Raw genomic sequence first — 20453 nt, 5'->3', positions numbered from 1 at the left:
TCGCGGATCATGCGCTCGTCGTCGGACAGCTGGCTGTCGAGCAGGAGCGGGTCGTCCCAGTGGAAGCGGGCGGCCGGCGCGGCCCTCGATGACGAAGCGGAGTGGTTCATTCGATGGTCCTGGTCTCGGTTCTGGTGGGAGGCGTGCGCGTACGCTGGCGCCGTGCCGGGCCATTATAGAAAGGCGCAGCCAGGCCAGCTTTTCAAACTGCGACAGCCATTTTCATATTTGCCGCCGGTCGGCGCGCGGCGGCCGGATCAGGCCGGGCCGGCCGTGCCGAAGCGCCCGTTATGAAACAGCAAGCCCGCCTGCGGCTGCACATCGCAGTCCTCGACCTCGCCCACGAAAATCACGTGGTCGCCTTCCGGATAGCGGCTGCGGTTGTGGCATTCGAACCAGGCCGCGACGCCCTTGAGGATCGGCAGGCCGGTGCGCGAGAGTTCATAGTCGATGCCCGCGAACGGATTGGTCTCGGTGCGGCGCGAGAAGCGCAGGGCCAGGTCTTTCTGGCCGGCGGACAGGATATTGATGACGTAATGCGAATTGCCCGAAAAGACAGGCAGGCTGTTCGCGCCCGCGCCCAGGCTCCACAGCACCAGCGGCGGATCGAGCGAGACGGAATTGAACGAGCTCGCGGTCAAGCCGCGAAAGCTGCCGTCGGCAAGCCGCGTCGTGATCACGGTCACGCCGGTGGCAAATTGCGACAGCGCCTGGCGAAAATGCGCCGAGTCGAAGCCGCGCTCGGTGGCGCGGGAAGAGCGTGTGTTCATCGGTACCTTGGAAAGTTGCACGCCCATTATGCCACCGCCGCCCGCGGTCCGTCGCCACGGGCGCATGCCATCCTTCCTATCGCGCCTGCATGAAGCGCGCGTTTGCGTTAGCATCGGGTCATCCACGGACACAGGCGAGGCATGGAATGAGCGAGCAAGGACAGCGGGAAGTGGCAATCCTCGGCGGCGGATGTTTCTGGTGCGTCGAGGCGGTATTCCTCGAAGTGCGCGGCGTCACCCGCGTCGAATCGGGCTACATGGGCGGGCATGTCGAGAACCCGACTTACGAACAGGTGTGCGGCGCCGGGACCGGGCACGCGGAAGTCGTGCGGATCGAATTCGATCCCGCCGTGATCGGCTACCGCGACATCCTGCAGATATTTTTCACGATCCACGATCCGACCACGCCTGACCGCCAGGGAAACGACGTCGGCCCGCAATACCGCTCCGTGATCTTCTTCGAGAACCCCGGGCAGGAAGCGACCGCGCGCCAGGTGATGGCCGAGATGGCCTCGGTATGGGACGCGCCGATCGTCACCCAGCTGCTTCCCAGCGACACCTGGTACAAGGCCGAGGAATATCACCAGAATTACTACGCGCAGCACCCGATGCAGGGGTATTGCGCGTTCGTGGTGGCGCCGAAGGTGGCGAAGTTTCGTAAAACGTTCACGCACTGGACGAAGTAGGGGCGGCGCCCCCTTGCCACGCGCCCCGTCACCACGGGCGCGGTACCATCGTCACGGGTACATATACCTGCGCGACCAGGGAATCTGTGCCGGATCCTCGCCCGCTTTCCCGGCCACGATCTGGTACAGGCTGATCCAGTCGTGCGCGAACCCATACGCGCAACCGGCGAGATAGACGTGCCAGATACGCAGCCGCCTGGCATCGGTCAGCCTGCCGATGGCCTCGAAGCGGCTCTCGAAATTCTCGGTCCACATGGCGCAGGTGCGCGCGTAATGGCGGCGCAGGTTTTCGACGTCGCGCACTTCCAGGCCGCCTTGCTGCATCGCCTTGATGACCGTCGACAGGTGTGCCAGTTCGCCGTGCGGGAACACATACTGGTCGATGAACGCCCCGCCGCCATAGGGCGTGGCCCTGGCGTCGACGTCGGTGGTGGTGATCCCGTGGTTCATTACCACGCCGCCGGGCGCGAGCAGGGCGCCGATCTTCGTGAAATAGTCGGGCAGGTGCTGCACACCCACATGCTCGAACATGCCGACGCTGGTAATGCGGTCGAACTGGCCGTCGATGTCGCGGTAATCCTGCAGGCGGATCTCGACCTGCCTGTCGAGGCCGGCCTGCGCGACGCGCTCGCGCGCCAGTTGCGCCTGGTTTTCCGAGAGCGTGATGCCGACGCTGCGCGCGCCGAACTGCTGGGCCGCACGCATGGCCAGCGCGCCCCAGCCGCAACCGATGTCGAGCAGGCGCTGGCCCGGCCGCACGTCGATCTTGCGCAGGATGTGGTCGATTTTATTCAGTTGGGCGCTCGCCAGGTCTTCGTCGCCGTGCTCGAAATAAGCGCAGGAATAGACCAGGTTCGGGTCCAGCCAGGCGGCGTAGAAATCGTTCGAGACGTCGTAGTGGTAGCGGATCGCCTCGGCATCCTTCTTGCGCGTATGCAGCGAGAGCAAACGCAGGGGATTCGGGCGGCGCCTGCCTTCGCCCTTGGCGGCGGCCAGTTCGCTGCCGATGCGGATCATGTCGGCGGCGTGCCCGCGGATCTCGAGCGCGCCTTCGACATAGGCGCTGCCGAGCTTGTACAGGCTGGGGGAGAGCAGGTAGCGCAGGCTGGCCGGCCTGGGCACGCGGATGGTGACGCGCGGCGGGTCGGAGGACAAGTCGACATGCTCTCCATTCCACAGTTCCACGCGCAAGGGCAGCGACAGCTTGCTGCGCACGCCTGTGCTCCAGGCGCTGAGCGACATTTCGGTGAACATGATTCCCTCCGGCGGTTGGCGCGCCGGCCGTACTGTGCCGGCGTAAAAACCTGTCCCGTCGAAGCGACAGGTCTTGAGAACCTGTCTCAGGTTCTCATGGTTGCAAACGCTGCCGTGCCCAACTGCCGTCTTCCTGCCGCGCGTAGACGATGCGGTCATGGAAACGCGACCGGCGTCCCTGCCAGAACTCGATGCGCTCGGGCACCAGGCGAAAGCCGCCCCAATTGACCGGCCGCGCCGGCGCGTCGCCCGCCGTGGCGGCAACCGCGTCGTAGTTCCGTTCCAGGGCCGCGCGGTTCTCGATCGGCGCGCTCTGCTGGGAGGCGATCGCCGACAGGCGGCTCTTCAACGGCCTGCTGTGGAAATACTTGTCGCTTTCTTCGGCCGAGGTCGTTTCGACCCGGCCCTCGATGCGAACCTGGCGTTCAAGTTCGCTCCAAAAGAATAGCAGGGCGGCATAAGGATTGGCGCGCAATTCCTGAGCTTTCCGGCTGTCATAATTGGTGTACCAGGTAAAGCCGCGTTCATCGAACTGTTTCACCAGCACGATGCGCGAACTCGGCCGGCCATGCGCGTCCACCGTCGCCACGTTCATCGCATTCGGCTCGTTGACCTGCGCCTCGAGCGCCTGCTCGAACCAGCGGGTGAACTGCAGCATCGGGTCGTCCAGCACCTCGTCCTCGTCCAGGCTGGCCTGGCCGTAATCCTTGCGCAGGCCGGCCACCGCGTCGCCGATGGCCGGGGCCGCCTGTGTCGCGGCGGGGGCGCCGTCGCCGATGCCGCGCCGGCGCGCCATGGCGCTGCCCAGCTGCGTCATCTGCGCGGGCGAGAACAGGCGCATCGCCATCGGCGCCATCGTGCTTTCCTCGCGCTCCATGTGGGACGTGTAGCGCTGGCTGAAACGCTGCACGGCCGAGGCCGACAGGGTCGCCGCGCTGCCGTCGGCGATCGCCGCCAGCTGCTCGTGCAAGTCCTGCCAGAGGGCATCCATGTCCTGGTGGTCTTGCAGGATCACCGGCGCCAGCGCCTGCAGCGTGGCCGCGTCGTCGCCTTGCGCCACCGCGCGCAGCATTGGAATCAGGTCTTGTTCTTCGTCGTCGTGGTGCAGGTGCGCGGCCTTCTCGAAATAGCGCAGGACGGCGCCGGCCGCCTGGCGCGCCGCGTCGTCGGCGCCGTGCTCGGGAAGGTGCGAGAGCAGCCGCTCGAGCGTCGTCAATTGCTTGCGGATGCGGCCGTGGCAGTGCTTGAGCACGGCGATCGGCTGGTCGAAGCCGGGCGCGGTTTCAGGAAGGAAATCGTTCATGTGCGTATTTTTGACAGAGGGAAGTTTTTTGATTGACGAAGCGTCATTTTAGTGCGGTTGCGAAAGATGGGTCCGGTAAAATGCCCTGATGAATACGATCGACACCCCACTCCATTCGCCGCAGGACGACGCCATCGACTTCGCACGCCGCTTCGGCGGCATTGGCCGCCTCTACGGCGAGCGTGCACTGGAACGATTCGCAGCGGCGCACGTTTGCGTGATCGGCGTGGGCGGCGTCGGCTCCTGGATCGTCGAGGCGCTGGCCAGGAGCGCCATCGGCCACCTGACCCTGGTCGACCTCGACAACGTGGCCGAATCGAACATCAACCGCCAGATCCAGGCCTTGACCGCGACCGTCGGCCAGCCGAAGATCGAGGCCCTGCGCGACCGGATCGCGCAGATCAATCCCTTCTGCAAGGTGACCCTGGTCGAGGATTTCATCGATCCCGCCAACACCGCGCAGATGGTCGGCACCGGCCGCTTCGACTACGTGGTCGACGCCATCGACAGCGTCAAGGCCAAGGCGGCCCTGATCGCCCATTGCCGCGAGCATGGGTTGGCGCTGGTGACCATCGGCGGGGCCGGCGGCCAGGTCGACCCGACCAGGATCGAAGTGCGCGACCTGGGACGCACCGAGCAGGAGCCGCTGCTGAAAAAGGTGCGCAAGCTGTTGCGCGCACAATATGGATTTTCGCGCGGCGAGAAGCAGAAATACGGGATCGACGCCGTGTTCTCGATGGAGCCCCTGCGCTACCCGGAGGCGGAGGATACCTGCGAGATCGGTTCCTCCGTTACCGGCCTCAATTGCGCCGGCTTCGGTTCGAGCATGGTGGTGACGGCGACCTTCGGCATGATCGCCGCCGGCCACATCCTGCGCAAGCTGGCCGACACGGCGTCCGAGGCGGCGACGGTGCCGCAAGCGCCGTTTGTAACGGTCTGAGTCATCGCTGGGCAGTACGCCTGCGGCTTGCTATGATTGGATATCGATTGAAATCCTGTCATTGAAAGAGCCCACATGATGCGTCGTATTACCTTTGCCGCCCTGCTGCTGGCGGCCGCCGCCGCCAACGCCCAGACCGGCAATCCAGCCACCATCACGCCCGCCGATGCGCCGGCCACGGCGGCTGCCGCCGGCCAGGCGGCCGCCCCCACCGAGACCGCCGGCAGCGCCGCGCAGGCCGCGGCCGCCGCCCAGGCCGCCCAGCCGGTGCCGCCGGCGCCGGGCGGTCCCCAGCTCGAAGTCATCGACCGCGTCGTCGGCAAGGGCCGCGAAGCGACCGCCGGCAGCCAGGTGCGCGTCAACTACACCGGCTGGTTCCACCGCCCGCTGTCGACCACGGGGCGCGGACGCAAGTTCGATTCCTCGCTCGACGCGGGCCGCGAGCCGCTCGAGTTCCGGCTCGGCGCCGGCCAGGTCATCAAGGGCTGGGAGCAGGGCGTGGCCGGCATGAAGGTCGGCGGCAAGCGCACCCTGGTCATTCCCAGCCATCTCGCCTACGGCAAGCGCGGCGCGCCGGGCGGTTCGATTCCCCCGGACACCGACCTGATTTTCGATGTGGAACTGCTCGGCGTTAAGTAGGAACCCTCAGTCACACTCAATCGCTAGGAGAACAACGCCATGCGTATCGCAAACGATGTTACCGAACTGATCGGCAATACCCCCCTCGTCCGGATCCGCAAGCTTGCGCCTGGCGGGGCCGAGATCCTGGCCAAGCTCGAGTTCCATAATCCGGCGCACAGCGTCAAGGACCGGATCGGCCTGTCGATGATCGAGGCGGCCGAAAAGGCCGGCCTGATCGGCCCCGATACCGTCATCGTCGAGCCCACCAGCGGCAACACCGGCATCGCGCTGGCGATGGTGTGCGCCGCGCGCGGCTACCGCTGCAAGCTCGTCATGCCGGAAACGATGAGCAACGAGCGGCGCATGCTGCTGCGCGCCTATGGCGCCGAACTGGTGCTCACGCCGGGCTCCGAAGGCATGCTGGGCGCGATCCGGCGCGCCGAGGAAATCATCGCCAGCGACCCGCGCGCCTTCATGCCGCAGCAGTTCAACAACCCCGCCAATCCGGACGTGCACCGCCGCACAACGGCCGAGGAAATCTGGCGCGATACCGACGGCAAGGTCGACATCCTCGTGGCCGGTGTCGGCACCGGCGGCACCATTACCGGCGTGGGCGAAGTGCTGAAGGGACGCAAGCCGGGCTTCCAGGCCATCGCGGTCGAACCGGAAGCCTCGCCGATGCTCTCGAAAGGCACGAAAGGCCCGCACCCGCTGCAGGGCATCGGCGCCGGCTTCGTGCCGCATGTATTGAATACCGCTATCTACAACGAAATCATTGCGGTGAGCAACGAGAACGCCTTCGAGACGGCGCGCGCCGCCGCCCGCGAGGAGGGATTGTTGGTCGGCATTTCCTCGGGGGCGGCCTTGTGGGCGGCGATGCAGGTGGCGCGGCGGCCCGAGAACCAGGGCAAGATGATCGTGACGATCATCCCGTCGTTCGGCGAGCGCTATCTGAGCACCGCCCTGTTCGCGAACCTGGCCGGCTGAGCGGGCGCCGAAGAGATCGTCCTGCATGCGGGACGGGCACGCCGCGCCCATCCCGCGTCGCCATGTCCGCTCAGTGCTTCACCAGCGCGCAGCGATGCTGCAAGGTTCCTTCCTCGACCTGCAGCGTGCAATGCCCGATCTTGAAATCGTGCCGCAAGCGGGTCACGATCTCGTCGATCGCCCGGTCTCCCGGATAACCGCCCGGCATCACCAGGTGCGCCGTCAGCGCCGTTTCGGTCGTGCTCATGGCCCAGATGTGCATGTCGTGCACGCCCGCCACGCCGGGTTGCTGCGCCAGGAAACGACCGACCGCCACGGCGTCGACGCTGTCGGGCACGGCCGCCATCATCAGGCGCAGCGATTCGCGCAGCAGCGACCAGGTCCCCAGCACGATCACCAGCACGATCGCCAGGCTCACGGCCGGGTCGAGCCAGGACCAGCCGGTGGCCATGATGACCAGGCCCGCAATGACCACCCCCAGCGAAATGGCGGCATCGGCCGCCATGTGCAGGTAGGCGCCGCGGATGTTCAGGTCGCCCTTGCTGCCGGCCATGAACAGCCAGGCCGAAAAACCGTTGATCAGCACGCCGATCCCCGCCACCACCGACACCGTGAAGCCTTCGACCGGCGCCGGCGCCGTGAAGCGGTGCACGGCTTCCCAGGCGATGGCGCCGCAGGCGACCAATAACAGCAAGGCGTTGGCCAGCGCCGCCAGGATCGACGTGCTGCGCATGCCGTAGGTGTAGCGCGCGTCCGGCGCGCGCTTGGCCAGCAGCGCCGCGCCCCAGGCCAGCACCAGGCCCAGCACGTCGGAGAGGTTGTGGCCGGCGTCGGCCATCAGCGCCGTCGAGTTGGCCAGGAAACCGTAGACGAATTCAATGGCGACGAACAGCGAATTGACGCCGATCGCCAGTGCGAAGGCGCGCCCGTGGCCGGCGGCCGGGACGTGGTGGTGATGGTGGCCATGCCCGTGCTTGTGGTCATGCTTGTGATCGTGCTTGTGATCGTGGTCGTGGCTCATGCGTCCATCCCGGTAGTGGGTTCGGCGACGTGCTCGAACATGGTGGCCAGCAGGGTGCTGATGTGGGCGTCGGCGGCGGCGTAGAACACTTGCTTGCCCTGGCGCTCGGCCTTGACGATGCGGGCCGCGCGCAGCAGGCGCAGGTGGTGGCTGACGAGCGAGCTCGACAAGGAAAGGGCGGCGGCGATCTCGCCCACCGCGGTCGGCCGCGCCAGGCAGGCCAGCACGATGCGCAGGCGGCTCGGATCGCCCAGCAGGTGGAACAGGTCGGCCAGCTGCTCGACGGCCTCGTCGGGATAGTCGGCTTGGGTCATGATTAATATGTGAATATTTGTTCACATGTTAGAGCAAGAAAGTGAATCCAGCAAGCGGTGGATGGTCAAAAACAGGGCATGGCCGCCCGTGTGGGCCGATGCGACAGGACGTGCACCCACCCTCCCAATCGAACGGGGGCTAAACCGGAGCGCATCATATAATTGCCGGTGTATTAATAATCAGGAACAGCGAGGATCGCTGAAGCGTGCAACAAGAATATTTCCAACGCTCAGTTTATTGCCTCGTCGCGGTACCGTTTCCGGCCGCCTTACGGGTCGATACGAACAGTAGCGCCATGGCGGCGGCGGTCCGGTCAGCAGGTGGACGACGCTTTCCCAGATAACATCAATCAACAGTTAGGATCGATACATGAACAAGAAAATCGCCATCGTCGGCGCTGGATTTTCCGGAGCTGTGATTGCCAACCAGCTTGCGCAAGCGGGCTACACCGTCGAAGTCTTCGAATCGCGCCCCCACATTGCGGGCAATTGCCACTCTGAACGCGATGCCGAAACCGGCGTCATGCTGCACGTCTACGGTCCGCACATCTTCCACACCGACAACGAGCGTGCCTGGGAATTCGTCAACCGCTACGCCGAATTCAAGCCTTTCGTGAACCGCGTCAAGGCCATCACCAAGGGCCAGGTATTCACCTTGCCGATCAACCTGCTGACGATCAACCAGTTCTTCGGCAAGACCATGGGGCCGGCCGAAGCGGAAGAATTCCTGCAGTCCCTCGGCGACAAGACCATCGAGAACCCGACCACCTTCGAAGAGCAGGCGCTGCGCTTCGTCGGCCGCGAGCTCTACGAAGCCTTCTTCAAGACCTATACCGTCAAGCAGTGGGGCCTGGAGCCGAGCGAACTGCCGGCCAGCATCCTCAAGCGCCTGCCGGTGCGCTTCAACTACGACGACAATTATTTCAGCCACAAGTACCAGGGCATGCCGGCCGAAGGCTACACCGAGCTGGTCAAGAACATCATCACCGTGCCTGGCGTGACCGTGCACCTGAACACCCGTTTCGACCCGGACCTCAAGTCCGACTACGAGCACGTCTTCTACAGCGGCCCGATCGACGCCTGGTTCAAGCATGCCGAAGGCCGCCTGCCGTACCGCACGCTCGATTTCGAAACCTTCCGCGCCACCGGCGACTACCAGGGCAACGCGGTCATCAACTACTGCGACAACGAAAAGCCGTACACCCGGATCACCGAGCACAAGCACTTTTCGCCGTGGGAAAAGCACGAAAAGACGATCTGCTACAAGGAATACAGCCGCCAGTGCGAAGAGAAGGACATCCCGTACTACCCGATCCGCCTGGCGCGCGACAAGCAGCAGCTCGAGCTGTACGTGAACCTGGCCAAGAAGGAGCCGAACGTCACCTTCGTCGGCCGCCTCGGTACCTACCGCTACCTGGACATGGACGTCACCATCAACGAAGCCTTGATGACGGCCGATAAGTTCCTCGATTGCGCGCGCGACAAGGCGGCCATGCCGGCCTTCGTGATCGATCCGCTGGCCTAAGTTTTTTCCAGGCTCGGCAACGAAGCCCGTCGCATGACGGGCAGGCCCGCCGTCGACGCTTCGCCGATCAGCGAGAAATTGCAGATGGCGACATCGGCGGCGAGCTGCAATGTGCCGGCTGCGATCTCTTCATAGGACATGACGCGGAAGTCGCCCGCGCCGCCGCTCGCCGCCTGCGCCGCCGCGACCAGGCCGGGAATGGCGTCGACGCCGACCATCGCTACCTCCGGCAGCGCCCGCACCAGCCAGCCTTCGCCGCAGCCGAGATCGACCCCGGTGCGCGGCGCGCAGGCGCGTACCGCTTCCACGATGGCCGCATCCGTCACCAGCGCGCGGCTGGCGATGTCGCGGCCGCGCACGGCGGCCACCCAGGGTCGCTGTTGCGCGACCAGGATTGCACGATGCGTTCGTCCGTCAGCTCAGCCATGCAATCTCTCCATCGAATCGACGCCGCGTTTCAAGGCCGCAGTTGCCCTTCGCTGTCGCGCGCTTCGACCGGCCCCAGTTTCAGCTTGTCCAGCTGCGCCGCGATCTTCTTGCGCTCGCCCACGGCGACCACCACCAGCTTGGCCGGGTCGAGGTAGCGCCTGGCCGCGGCCTGCACGTCGGCCGCGGTGACGGCTGCCAGGCGCGCCGGCAGCTCGGTGTAGTAATCGAGCGGCAGGTCGTAGATGAAGGTCTCGGCCAGGCTGGCGCCGATGTCGCTGTTGGTTTCGAAGCGGTTCGGCAGCGACAGCAGCTCGGCATTGCGCGCGCCCGCCAGTTCCTGTGCATCGAGCGGCTTGTCGACCATCGCCTGCGCTTCCTTGAGCAGTTCGGCCACCGAGGCGCCGGTGACGTTCGCGCGCACGCTGCCGGCGATAATGAAGGGACCGGGCGTGCGGTCGTAGCGGAAGCCCGAGTACACGCCATAGGTATAGCCCTTGTCCTCGCGCAGGTTCTGGTTGATGCGGCTGGTAAACAGGCCGCCGAAGGCCGCGTTCATCACTTCCAGCGCCGGATAATGCGGCGTCTTGCGCTCGGCGGCCAGGGTTGTCAGGCGCAGCGCTGTCTGGCCCGCGCCCGGCTGGTCGACCAGCACCACGCGCGCCTTGGTCGTGGCGGGCGTGCCCGGCACCAGTGGCGGCACCGGGGCGCTTTGCCAGGATGCGAAGCGCGCTTCGGCCAGGGCCGCGAGGTCGGCGCGCGAGATGTCGCCGGATACCACCAGCGCCGCGTTGCCGGGCACGTAATGGCGGCGCCAGAAGCCGTGCAGGTCGTTGCGGGTGACAGCGCGGATGGCAGGCTCGGTGCCCAGCTGGCCGTAGCCGTAGGGATGGCGTGGGCCGTACAGGGCGCCGGCGGCGGCCAGGGCGGCGATCAGTTCCGGATCGTCGCGCTGCTGCATCAGCTCGCCCAAGCGGCTGGCACGCTGGCGCTCGACTTCCGCGGTCGGAAAAGCGGGGTGCTGCACGACGTCGGCCAGCACCGCCAGCGCCGCGCCGAAGTTGGCGCTGAGCGACAACAGCGCGACCGAGGAGGCGCCGGTGCTGCTGTCGGCATCGATGAAGGCGCCCAGCTGCGCGATCTCGTCGGCGATCTGGGGCGCGCTGCGCGTGGCCGTGCCCTCGAGCAGCAGCTGCGCCGTGAAACCGGCCAGGCCCGGCAGCGCGGGGGGATTCGCGTCCGAGCCGCTGCGCACGACCAGCTCGGCCGATACCAGCGGCAGCGCCGGATTGTAGTGGTGGATCACCGTCAAGCCATTCGGTAGTTTGAACGCTTCGCCCTGCGGCAGGTTCAGGCGCGGCGCCGGTCCCGCTTTCGGCATCTGGGCGCGCCAGGCTTCGGCTTCGTTGATGCCGCCGGCGCCCTGGCCCGAGCGTGCCTTCGGCGGTTTCGGCGCCGGCGGGTCGGGCGGCAGGTCGGGGATGCCGGGCACGCCGGCGACCACCACGCGCGACTTCTGCTGCAGCCAGGTGCGCGCGGCGCGCTGGACGTCGGCGGCCGTGATCCTGCGCAGCGTCGCCACGTCCTGGGCCAGGTAGCCCGGGTCGCCCGTGAACTGGTTGTAGTGGTTCAGCTGGTCGGCCAGGCCGTCGCCGCCGAGTTTTTCCAGCGAGCTGACGATGGCCGTCTCGATCTGGTTGCGCGCCCGCGCCACTTCCTGTTCGCTCGGGCCATGGTCGCGCAGGGCCGCCAGTTCGGCGTCGATCGCCGCTTCCAGTTCGGCCGGGGTATGGCCGGCGCGCGCCGTCACCTCGATCAGGAAGGTCGACGCCAGCGCGCGCGCATCCTGGTTGGCGTCGACGTCCTGGGCGATCTGGCGCCCGTAGACCAGCGATTTATACAGGCGGCTCGACTTGCCGCCGGCGAGGATCTGCGCGGCCACCGCCAATTCCGCATCGCCCGCCTGGTAGGCCGGCGGCGTGAGCCAGGCCATGTAGACGCGCGGCAGTTCGACCCGGTCCGGCACCACCAGGCGGCGCTCGCTGGTAATGGGCGGCGTCGTCACTGCCGGGCGCACCACGGCCGGGCCGCGGCGCAGGCTGCCGAAGTATTTGGCGACCAGGGCCCTTGTTTTGACCTTGTCGATGTCGCCGGCGATCACGATGCTGGCGTTATTCGGGCCGTAGTAGCGCGTGAAAAAGTCGCGCACGTCGGCCAGCTTCGCGTTCTGGATGTCGGCGTGCGAGCCGATCACCGAGGCGCGGTAGGGGTGGTCTTGCGGGAACAGCGCGTGGTTGAGCGCTTCCTCGACGATCCCGTAGGGTTCGTTCTCGACCGTGTCGCGCCGCTCGTTCCTCACCACGTCCTGCTGGTTGGCGAGCGACTTCTGGTCGAGCACGTCGGGCAGGTAGCCCATGCGGTCGGCATGCACCCACAGGGCCAGTTCCAGCTGGTTCGAGGGCACGGTGTCGTAGTAATTGGTGCGGTCGTAATCGGTGCTGCCGTTGCTGTCGCTGGCGCCGGCGCCTTCCATCAGGCGGTCGGCCAGGCCGCGCGGCAGGTGCTTGCTGCCGGCGAACATCATGTGCTCGAACAGGTGGGCAAAGCCGGTCAGGCCCGGCGCTTCGTTGGCCGGGCCGACGTGGTACCAGACGTTGACGGCCACCAGCGGCAGCCGCTTGTCTTCGACCAGGATCACCTGCAGTCCGTTGGGCAGGGTGTACTTGTCGAAGGCGATGCGCGGGATGCCGGGCAGGCTGGTGGCCGCTGCGCCGCCGCTCGGCGCGGCGCTGCCCCCGCCGCCCTGCGCGCCGGCGCCGTTCAGGGCGGCCATCAGCAGCGATGCGGCAAACAACGGGCGGGTTTTCATGTGGTGCTCCAGAAGGTAATCGGTTCGTGCTCGATGGGTCAATGGCCGTTCAGTGGCAAACGCCGCTACCCCTGTCGGGCGGCGAGGCGTTCGGTAACTGAGGTGGGGTCGCTTCCAGGAATTCCCAGTCATAGCGTCCCGGCGCCAGGCGCAGGCGCAGCACGCCGTTGCGGCTGGCGTCGCGCGCTTCGCTGTGATCGCGCGGCACCAGGAACGGCGTCGGATAGGCGCCGCCGGTGCCCACCACGAACTGGCGCGGGCCGCTGGGAGCGAAACGGCCGTCGGCATCCTGCGGCGCGAAGCGCTCGTAATCGTGGTCGTGGCCGGACAGCACCAGTTCCGCGCCGGCCGCCTGCAGCAGCGCCCAGGCCGCGCGCATGTTCGGCATGCTGCCGTGGCCGCCCGAACTGTACAGTGGATGGTGCCAGAATGCCAGCGTGCAGGCCGGCGCGCCGTCCGGACCGGCGCGCGGGTCGCGCGCCAGTGCGTCCTTCAGCCAGGCCAGTTGCCTGGCCTGCGCCGCGCCCGTCAGGTTGCTGTCGAGCGAATAGATATGCCAGGCGCCCAGCGCGAGGCGGTAGTAACCGCGTCCGGCGCGCGCGCCGAAGTAGGCGAAATAGGGCAGTGCGCCCTTGGTATAGTATTCGTGGTTGCCGGGAGACGGCCAGGTGCGCTCCTTGAAACGGCCCCAGGTCGGGCCGTAGCAGTCGGCGAATTCCGCCGCCGTGCCGCGCGGGTAGGTGTGGTCGCCCAGGGTCAGGACCACGGCCGCCGGGTCCGCAGCCAGGCCGGCCGCGACCACGGCGGCCGTGTCGGCCGCGCCCGACCAGCGCGGGTCGGGGTAGGGGCAGCGGGCGAGGTCGCCGGCGGCGTACACGGTCTGCACCGCCGGTGCCGGCTGACCCGCGCCGGCAGCACTCGCCGCTCCCCCCGCGCAGGCGATCAGCAGCGCGGCGCCGCGCGCCGCGGCCGGCCGCCGCCGCACTAGGCCTGCCTCACTGTGCGCGCCGCACTATTCAATGAAGCGCAGCAGGCCGCGCAGCGCATGGGCCACGGCCTGCTCGCGCACCGATTGGCGGTCGCCCTGGAACACCAGGCGCTCGGTGTGGGTGGTGTCGCCGCGCGACCAGCCGAAACAGACCGTGCCGACCGGTTTGCCCGGTACCGCGCCGGTCGGGCCGGCAATGCCGGTGGTGGAGACGACGACGTCGGCATTGCTGTTGGCCAGGGCGCCTTCGGCCATGGCGCCCGCCACTTCCTCGCTGACCGAGCCGAACTGGGCAATCAAGGCCGCCGAGACGTCGAGCAGCTCGGTTTTCGAGGCATTCGAGTAGGTCACGAAGCCGCATTCGAACCAGCCGGTCGAGCCGGAGATCTCGGTGACGGCCTGCGAGACGCCGCCGCCGGTACAGGATTCGGCCGTGGCCAGCACCAGGCGCTTGGCCTGCAGCGCCATGCCCACTTTCGTTGCAAGATCGATCAAATCGTTCGTCACGTGCAGCTCCTCCAGGTGGCGCCGGGCATGCCCGGCGGTCGCGACAGCGGGTGGTCGCGCATGATTCATTCTAGCGCGACGTGGCATCGACCGGTGTGGCAAACTTGCAGCGCCCGATTGATGGCGCCCGGCCTGGGCCACGGCGCGAAAAATGTCCCGTGCGACACGTCGACAATCCGCACTGCTATCCTGCATCGCGGCGGTTTCGCCGTTTCTTTTTTTCAACAAAACTCTTATGCCGTTTGTATTGTTCACGCGCGCCCGGACAGGGCCGGTTCCACGGTGATGGCTTTTGCCGTCCGGGCCGCGCGTGCGGCGTTTGCTTTTTGGGTCGAGTTCGTCCGTTTCGCCGACCGGCAGCGCGCCGCCTTCGCCAGGCCCGACAGCCCGCCCGTGAGCGGCATGGCCGGCCACGACGCGCCTGCTGTCCGGCCCCACCACCCCGTGTCCGTGCGCAGCGCGTGCGGCCATCCGCTGGCCATGGCCATGGCCCTGCGCGCGACAGGCGCCCGATGACGCGCCGCTCCTCGATCCGCAAGAAACTGGTGGTCGTCGTGATGGCCACCACCTTCGCCGCGCTGCTGGTATCGGTCGGCCTGATCATCGTCTACGACCTGCGCAGCTACCAGCGCTCCCTGGACAACGACTTGTCGACCCAGGCCGAGCTGGTCGGGCACATGACCTCGGCCGCGCTGGCGTTCGACGATCCGCGCCTGGCGGGCGAGAACCTGGCGCTGCTGCGCACCCGGCCGATAGTCGCGGCGGCCGCCATCTTCGACGAAAACGGCCGCCTGTTCGCCTCCTATTCGGCGCACGGCAAGACGGCCGCTTTCCCGGCGCGCCCGCAAAGCGCCGGCTCGCGCACCGAGGGCGACGCGCTGGTGCTGTTCCGGCCGATCGTGGAAAACGGCGAAACCATCGGCACGGTCTGGCTGCGCGCCGAGAACCGCCTGCTGGAGCGCACCCTCGATTACCTGTCCATCGCGCTCGGGGTGATGCTGCTGGCGATGGCCACGGCCTACCTCCTGATGCGGCGCATCGGGCGCGTGATCACGGCGCCGATCGTCGCCGTCACCGAGATCGCGCGCGACGTCGTCGCCACGCGCGATTATTCGCGCCGCGCGCCGCGGGTCGGCAACGACGAGGCGGCCGAGCTGGCCGACTCGTTCAATGCGATGCTGACCGAGATCGAGCAGCGTACGCGTGAACTGGAAGACTCCAACGCCGAGATCGCGCGCGAAGCGGCCGAGCGCTCGCGCGCCCAGCAGGAAGTGATGCGCCTGAACGAGCAGCTCGAGCAACGCGTCGACGAACGCACGCTGCAGCTGGCGCTGGCGAACGCGGAACTGGCCAACGCCATCGACGAGGCGCGCAACGCGAACCAGGCGAAATCGGCCTTCCTGTCCGCGATGAGCCACGAGCTGCGCACGCCGCTCAACGCCATCCTCGGGTTTGCCCAGATACTGACCACCGGGTCGCTGCCCACGACCGAGGCCCAGAAGACGGAATTCGCGACCCACATCCTGAAGGCGGGCCGCCACCTGCTCACGCTGATCAACGAGATCCTCGATCTGGCCAAGGTGGAGTCGGGCACCGTCACGCTGTCGATGGAGCCGGTGGCCCTGGGCGAGATCCTCGACGAATGCCAGACCATGATCGAACCGCTGGCGGCCGCGCGCGGCATCCGCGTGCTGTTCCCGCAGCAGGCCGACGCCGTGCTGCTGGCCGACCGCACGCGCCTGAAACAGGTGCTGCTGAACCTCCTGTCGAACGCCGTCAAGTACAACCGCGACGCCGGCGCCGTGGTGCTCGACTGCGTGCAGGTGACGCCGGAGCGGCTGCGCATCTCGGTGCAGGACACCGGCATCGGCCTGCGGCCCGACCAGCTCGAGGGTCTGTTCCAGCCCTTCAACCGCCTGGGCCAGGAAGCGGGACCGCAGGAAGGGACCGGCATCGGCCTGGTGGTCACGCGCCGCCTGGTCGAACTCATGAACGGCACTATCAATGTAACCAGTAGCCGCGGCGTGGGCAGTGTGTTTACGATTGAGCTGGGCACGACCGCGCCGTTGGCCGGCGCCGCCGGCAATGCGCCGGTCGAGACCGGCACCCCCGCCAGGGGCGCGGACGCCCCGCATCTGCTGCTGTACGTCGAGGACAATCCGGCCAACCTGAAACTGGTGGAGGAAATCGTGCGCTTCCGATCCGATCTGCGCCTGATGGCGGCCGGCGACGGCCCGCTCGGCCTGTCGCTGGCGCGCGCGCACCAGCCCGAAATCATCCTGATGGACCTGAACCTGCCCGGCATGAGCGGACTGGACGTGCTGGCGCAACTACGGCGCGAGCCGGCCACGCGTGATATCCCGGTGATCGCGCTGACGGCCAATGCGATGGCGCGCGACATCGAGCGCGGGATCGCGGCCGGCTTCTTTCGCTATCTCACGAAACCGGTCGACATCGACAAGTTCAACGAGGCGATCGACCTGACGCTGGCGCACCTGCGCAGCCGCAAAGAAGTCGCCCCATGATCACGCAAGCCGAGGTACGGCGCGCCCGGGTGCTGGTGGTCGACGACCAGGCGGTCAACGTCCAGCTGCTCGAATACCTGCTCAAGACCACCGGCTACGAGAACGTGTACAGCACGACCGATCCGCGCCAGGTCGTCTCCCTGCACCTGAAACACCGCTTCGACCTGATCATCCTCGACCTGCACATGCCGCACATGGACGGTTTCCAGGTGATGGAGGCGCTCAAGCCGCTGGAAAGCGAATCCTGGCTGCCGGTACTGGTGGTGACGGCCGAGCCGGACAAGAAGCTCGCCGCGCTGGAAGCGGGCGCGCGCGACTTCATCGGCAAGCCCATCGATACGGTCGAGGTGATGACGCGCATCCGCAACCTGCTCGAGGTGCGCCTGATGCACCGCGAATCGCTCGAATACGGCGCCCGCCTGGAGCGCACCGTGCGCGAGCGCACCGCGGCGCTGGGGCGTTTTCGCAGCGCCATGGACGCCACCACCGACGGCATTTTCCTGATCGACGCGGCCAGCCTGGCGCTGGTGGACGTCAGCGACGGCGCCTGCCGCATGCTCGGCTTTTCGCGCGAGGCGCTCTTGCGCATCGATCCGGTGGCGCTGGGCCTGACCACGGCGTCCCAGCTCGAGCGCCACCTGGCGACCAATGGCGCGGCCCACGAGGCCGACATCGCCGAGACCGAACTGCTGCGCGCCGGCGGGGAAGGCGCGGTGCCGGTCGAGATCAGCTGGCAGTGGCAGGAGGCCGGCACCAGCAAGCTGCTGATCGCGGTCGCGCGCGACATCAGCGAACGCCTGCAGGCGCAGCAGCACCTGAAGCACCTTGCCAGTTTCGACGCGCTCACCGGCCTGCCCAACCGCACCCTGTTCTTCCAGAACCTGCGCGAGTCGATCGAGCTGGCGCAGGACAAGGCCTGGCGCGTGGCGGTGCTGTTCATCACGCTGGACCGCTTCAAGATCGTCAACGACTCGCTCGGCCCGGCCCTGGGCGACGAACTGCTGCGCCAGTTCAGCGACCGCCTGGTGCGCGTGCGCGAGCAGCGCGATTCGGTCGGGCGCCTGGGCGGCGACGAATTCGCCGTCATCCTCAGCATGACGCGCGAGCAGCAGGAAGAAACGGCGCACCTGGCCAACGAGATCCGCGAGGCGCTGCGCGCACCCTTCGACCTCGATGGCCAGCAGGCCGGCATGACCGCCAGTATCGGCATTGCCATGTACCCGGACGACGCGGTCGATCCGGACACGCTGGTGAAATACGCCGACACGGCCATGGTGCGCGCCAAGGAAGCGGGGCGCGACGGCTACCGCTTCTTCACGGCCGGCATGAACGTGCAGGTGCTGGCGCGGCTCGACCTCGAAGTCGCCTTGCGCGGCGCGCTCGAGGGCGGCCAGTTCGTGCTGCACTACCAGCCCAAGCTCGCACTGTCGACCGGCCGCATGTGCGGCGTGGAAGCGCTGCTGCGCTGGCACCGGCCCGGGCACGGCCTGGTGTATCCGGCCGAATTCGTGCCGGTGCTGGAAGAAACCGGGATGGTGGTGCGCATCGGCGACTGGATCATCGGCGAGGCCTGCCGCCAGATCGCCGACTGGAACGCGATGGGGGTGCGCGACGTGCGCGTGGCGGTCAACGTGTCGAGCCGCCAGTTCGTCGAGGGCGACCTGGAAGCGGCGGTGCGCGCGGCGATCGAACGCCACGGCATCGAGCCGGGCATGCTGGAGCTCGAGCTGACCGAAAGCGCGCTCATGACCAATGCCGAGCGCACCATCGAGGTGCTGCAGCGCCTGAAAAAACTCGGCATCCGGATCGCGATCGACGACTTCGGCACCGGCTACTCGAGCCTGGCCTATCTGAAGCGTTTCCCGATCGACAAGCTCAAAATCGACATCGCGTTCGTGCGCGACATCGTCACCAGCCCGGACGACGCGGCCATTGCACTGGCCATCATCAGCATGGCGCACAGCTTGCACATGCAGGTGATCGCCGAGGGCGTCGAGACGCGCGCCCAGATGGCGTTCCTGCGGCGCCACCGCTGCGACGAAATCCAGGGCTTCCATTTTTCGCGCGCGGTGCCGGCGGACCAGCTGGCCTACCTGGTCCGCCAGAACCGCGCGACCCCGGACTGCACGGCCGCGGACGACAGCAACGTCCAGACGATCGTGGTGGTGGACAGCGACGTCGATACCCTCAGCACGCTGCACCGCCTGCTGCGGCGCGACAATTACCGGGTGCTGACGGCTTCCACGCCGACCGAGGCCTTCGAGTTGCTGGCGCTGTACCGGGTGCAGGTGGTCATGTGCGACCAGCGCATGCCGGCCATGAGCGGCATCGAATTCCTGAGCAAGGTGAAGGAGATGTACCCGGACACGAAGCGCATCATCTTGTCCGGCCCCACCGCCTTGCAGACCGTGCTCGATTCGATCAACCGCGGCGCGATCTACAAGTTCTACACGAAGCCGTGGAACGATGCCGAGCTGCGCGATAACGTGCGCCTGGCGTTCCGGCATTACTGGATGGAGCACGGGCCGTATGACGACCGCAGGGTGGAGCGCACGGGATAGGCCGTCGGGGGTGCCGGCTGCGCATGGGCAGGACGCCTCACTCCCCGCCGAAGTGGTCCCACCCGCGCACGTCCATCGCCAGGGCCTGGCCCGCGGCATCGACCAGCCGCAGCCCCGGCTGGGCGTCGATCGTCCCCACGCGGGTGACGGGCGTGCCGGCCGAGCCGGCCGCCGCCAGCACCGCCGCGCGCTCGCCGGCGGGGGCGGTGAAGCACAGTTCGTAATCGTCGCCGCCGGCCAGGGTGAAGCGGCGCCGCAGCGCCAGCGGCTGCCGCGCCAGTGCGGGACCGACCGGCAGCGCGTCGACATCGAGCGTGGCGCCGACCTTCGAGGCGTCCAGGATGTGCGCCAGGTCGCCGATCAAGCCGTCGGAGATGTCGAGCGCCGCGTGCGCCGTCGGCAGCACGGCCAGCGCGCGGCCCAGGGCGACGCGCGGCGTCGGCAGGTGCATGCGCGGCGCGGCCAGCGCCAGCGCCTCGGGTTGCAGCGCGATTTCCTTCCAGTAGCCGGCCAGCGCCAGGCGGGCGTCGCCCAGGGTGCCCGAGATCCAGATGTCGTGCCCGGCGCGCGCGGCGTCGCGGCGCAGGGCGTGGCCGGGCGCGATTTCACCGAACACGGTGATGCAGACGACGAGCGGCCCGCGCGTGGTGTCGCCGCCGACCAGTTCGCAGTCGTGCAGGTCGGCCAGGGCGAACATGCCGGCCGAGAAGGCTTCCAGCCAGTCCGGGTCGGCGCCCGGGAGCGACAGGGCCAGCGTGAAGCCGACCGGCCTGGCGCCCATCGCCGCCAGGTCCGACAGGTTCACGGCCAGGCATTTATGGCCCAGCATGCGCGGGTCGGCGCCGGCGAAGAAATGGCGTCCTTCGATCAGCATGTCGGTCGAGATCGCCGTCTGCATGCCGGGAGTGGGCGCGAGCAGGGCGCAATCGTCGCCGATGCCGAGGACGGCGTGGCCGGCGCGGGCGCGGCGGAAGTAGTGTTTGATGAGGTCGAATTCGGAAAGCATGGCCTGATTCTACCGTCCGCCCGCCTCGCCGTGGCACTCCCGGCTGGACATGCTTCCGGTGGCGGATACCGGCGTAACGATCCGCTCCCGATTATCGGAGTTTCTTATATTGCAAGACGTTGTATCAGTAAAACCGATAGTTTTCCTGCC

General features: G+C 67.4%; 18 protein-coding genes. 8 read left to right on the top strand and 10 right to left on the bottom strand.

The window, feature by feature from the left end; translation table 11 throughout:
* Positions 1-257 precede the first annotated feature (257 nt).
* Positions 258-770 carry a flavin reductase family protein gene (locus ACFPOU_RS10440; protein WP_379720362.1) on the bottom strand — a complete coding sequence of 171 codons (513 nt, stop codon included), beginning with the start codon at positions 768-770 and terminating at the stop codon, positions 258-260.
* Positions 771-916: 146 nt separating this feature from the next.
* On the opposite strand from ACFPOU_RS10440, the gene msrA reads away from it, so the two are divergent.
* Entirely contained in the window at positions 917-1456 is a 540-nt protein-coding gene (gene msrA / locus ACFPOU_RS10435; RefSeq protein ID WP_379720358.1) for a peptide-methionine (S)-S-oxide reductase MsrA, read from the top strand.
* A gap of 51 nt (positions 1457-1507) precedes the next feature.
* Here msrA and ACFPOU_RS10430 read toward each other — a convergent pair whose 3' ends face one another.
* A complete protein-coding gene (locus tag ACFPOU_RS10430; protein ID WP_379720355.1) occupies positions 1508-2710 on the bottom strand; it encodes a class I SAM-dependent methyltransferase in 1203 nt (400 codons plus the stop codon).
* 94 nt (positions 2711-2804) lie between these two features.
* Positions 2805-4013, bottom strand: a complete 1209-nt coding sequence (gene pdxH, locus ACFPOU_RS10425; protein WP_379720352.1) for a pyridoxamine 5'-phosphate oxidase — start codon at positions 4011-4013, stop codon at positions 2805-2807.
* 88 nt (positions 4014-4101) lie between these two features.
* Between pdxH and tcdA the strand changes: the two genes are divergently transcribed.
* The 3 genes from tcdA (at position 4102) to cysK (ending at position 6561) form a co-directional block, all read left to right on the top strand.
* The gene (gene tcdA / locus ACFPOU_RS10420) at positions 4102-4953 is read left to right on the top strand and encodes a tRNA cyclic N6-threonylcarbamoyladenosine(37) synthase TcdA (RefSeq protein ID WP_379720349.1); all 852 of its coding nucleotides are present in this window, start codon (positions 4102-4104) and stop codon (positions 4951-4953) included.
* A 75-nt stretch (positions 4954-5028) separates the two neighbouring features.
* Positions 5029-5592 carry an FKBP-type peptidyl-prolyl cis-trans isomerase gene (locus ACFPOU_RS10415; RefSeq protein WP_379720346.1) on the top strand — a complete coding sequence of 188 codons (564 nt, stop codon included), beginning with the start codon at positions 5029-5031 and terminating at the stop codon, positions 5590-5592.
* Between the two features lie 39 nt (positions 5593-5631).
* Positions 5632-6561 (top strand): cysteine synthase A, encoded by a 930-nt coding sequence (gene cysK, locus ACFPOU_RS10410; RefSeq protein WP_379720342.1) that lies wholly within the window; start codon positions 5632-5634, stop codon positions 6559-6561.
* Between the two features lie 70 nt (positions 6562-6631).
* On the opposite strand, the gene ACFPOU_RS10405 is transcribed toward cysK, so the two are convergent.
* A complete protein-coding gene (locus tag ACFPOU_RS10405; RefSeq protein WP_379720339.1) occupies positions 6632-7582 on the bottom strand; it encodes a cation diffusion facilitator family transporter in 951 nt (316 codons plus the stop codon).
* Positions 7579-7896, bottom strand: a complete 318-nt coding sequence (locus ACFPOU_RS10400) for an ArsR/SmtB family transcription factor (protein ID WP_379720336.1) — start codon at positions 7894-7896, stop codon at positions 7579-7581. The genes ACFPOU_RS10405 and ACFPOU_RS10400 overlap by 4 nt, the downstream gene beginning before the upstream one ends.
* A 370-nt stretch (positions 7897-8266) precedes the next feature.
* Here ACFPOU_RS10400 and glf point away from each other — a divergent pair, with 370 nt between their 5' ends.
* Positions 8267-9421 (top strand): UDP-galactopyranose mutase, encoded by a 1155-nt coding sequence (gene glf, locus ACFPOU_RS10395; protein WP_379720333.1) that lies wholly within the window; start codon positions 8267-8269, stop codon positions 9419-9421.
* On the opposite strand, the gene ACFPOU_RS10390 is transcribed toward glf, so the two are convergent.
* The 4 genes from ACFPOU_RS10390 to ACFPOU_RS10375 all read right to left on the bottom strand — a co-directional run bounded on the left by ACFPOU_RS10390 (position 9418) and on the right by ACFPOU_RS10375 (position 14211).
* Positions 9418-9780: a methyltransferase domain-containing protein gene (locus ACFPOU_RS10390; RefSeq protein WP_379720330.1), complete on the bottom strand. Its 363-nt coding sequence runs from the start codon at positions 9778-9780 to the stop codon at positions 9418-9420. The genes glf and ACFPOU_RS10390 overlap by 4 nt on opposite strands.
* Positions 9781-9878: 98 nt before the next feature.
* Positions 9879-12716, bottom strand: coding sequence for a M16 family metallopeptidase (locus ACFPOU_RS10385; RefSeq protein WP_379720327.1), 2838 nt, complete (start codon positions 12714-12716; stop codon positions 9879-9881).
* 49 nt (positions 12717-12765) lie between these two features.
* Positions 12766-13701, bottom strand: a complete 936-nt coding sequence (locus ACFPOU_RS10380) for a metallophosphoesterase family protein (RefSeq protein WP_379720324.1) — start codon at positions 13699-13701, stop codon at positions 12766-12768.
* A 27-nt stretch (positions 13702-13728) separates the two neighbouring features.
* Positions 13729-14211: a CinA family protein gene (locus tag ACFPOU_RS10375; RefSeq protein ID WP_379720321.1), complete on the bottom strand. Its 483-nt coding sequence runs from the start codon at positions 14209-14211 to the stop codon at positions 13729-13731.
* A 120-nt stretch (positions 14212-14331) separates the two neighbouring features.
* Between ACFPOU_RS10375 and ACFPOU_RS10370 the strand changes: the two genes are divergently transcribed.
* The 3 genes from ACFPOU_RS10370 to ACFPOU_RS10360 are packed head-to-tail and all read left to right on the top strand — an operon-like array spanning position 14332 to position 19297.
* Positions 14332-14727 carry a hypothetical protein gene (locus ACFPOU_RS10370; RefSeq protein WP_379720318.1) on the top strand — a complete coding sequence of 132 codons (396 nt, stop codon included), beginning with the start codon at positions 14332-14334 and terminating at the stop codon, positions 14725-14727.
* Positions 14724-16736: a sensor histidine kinase, YfiR-like protein-associated gene (locus ACFPOU_RS10365; protein ID WP_379720315.1), complete on the top strand. Its 2013-nt coding sequence runs from the start codon at positions 14724-14726 to the stop codon at positions 16734-16736. Before ACFPOU_RS10370 ends, ACFPOU_RS10365 begins: the two co-directional genes overlap by 4 nt.
* Entirely contained in the window at positions 16733-19297 is a 2565-nt protein-coding gene (locus ACFPOU_RS10360) for an EAL domain-containing protein (protein WP_379720312.1), read from the top strand. Before ACFPOU_RS10365 ends, ACFPOU_RS10360 begins: the two co-directional genes overlap by 4 nt.
* A gap of 37 nt (positions 19298-19334) precedes the next feature.
* On the opposite strand, the gene thiL is transcribed toward ACFPOU_RS10360, so the two are convergent.
* Positions 19335-20303 carry a thiamine-phosphate kinase gene (gene thiL, locus ACFPOU_RS10355; protein WP_379720309.1) on the bottom strand — a complete coding sequence of 323 codons (969 nt, stop codon included), beginning with the start codon at positions 20301-20303 and terminating at the stop codon, positions 19335-19337.
* Between the last annotated feature and the right edge of the window lie 150 nt (positions 20304-20453).

Origin of the sequence: Massilia jejuensis, assembly GCF_042656795.1 — a bacterium.
GTDB lineage: Bacteria > Pseudomonadota > Gammaproteobacteria > Burkholderiales > Burkholderiaceae_D > Telluria > Telluria jejuensis.
This window is presented reverse-complemented; position numbering and strand designations above follow the sequence as displayed.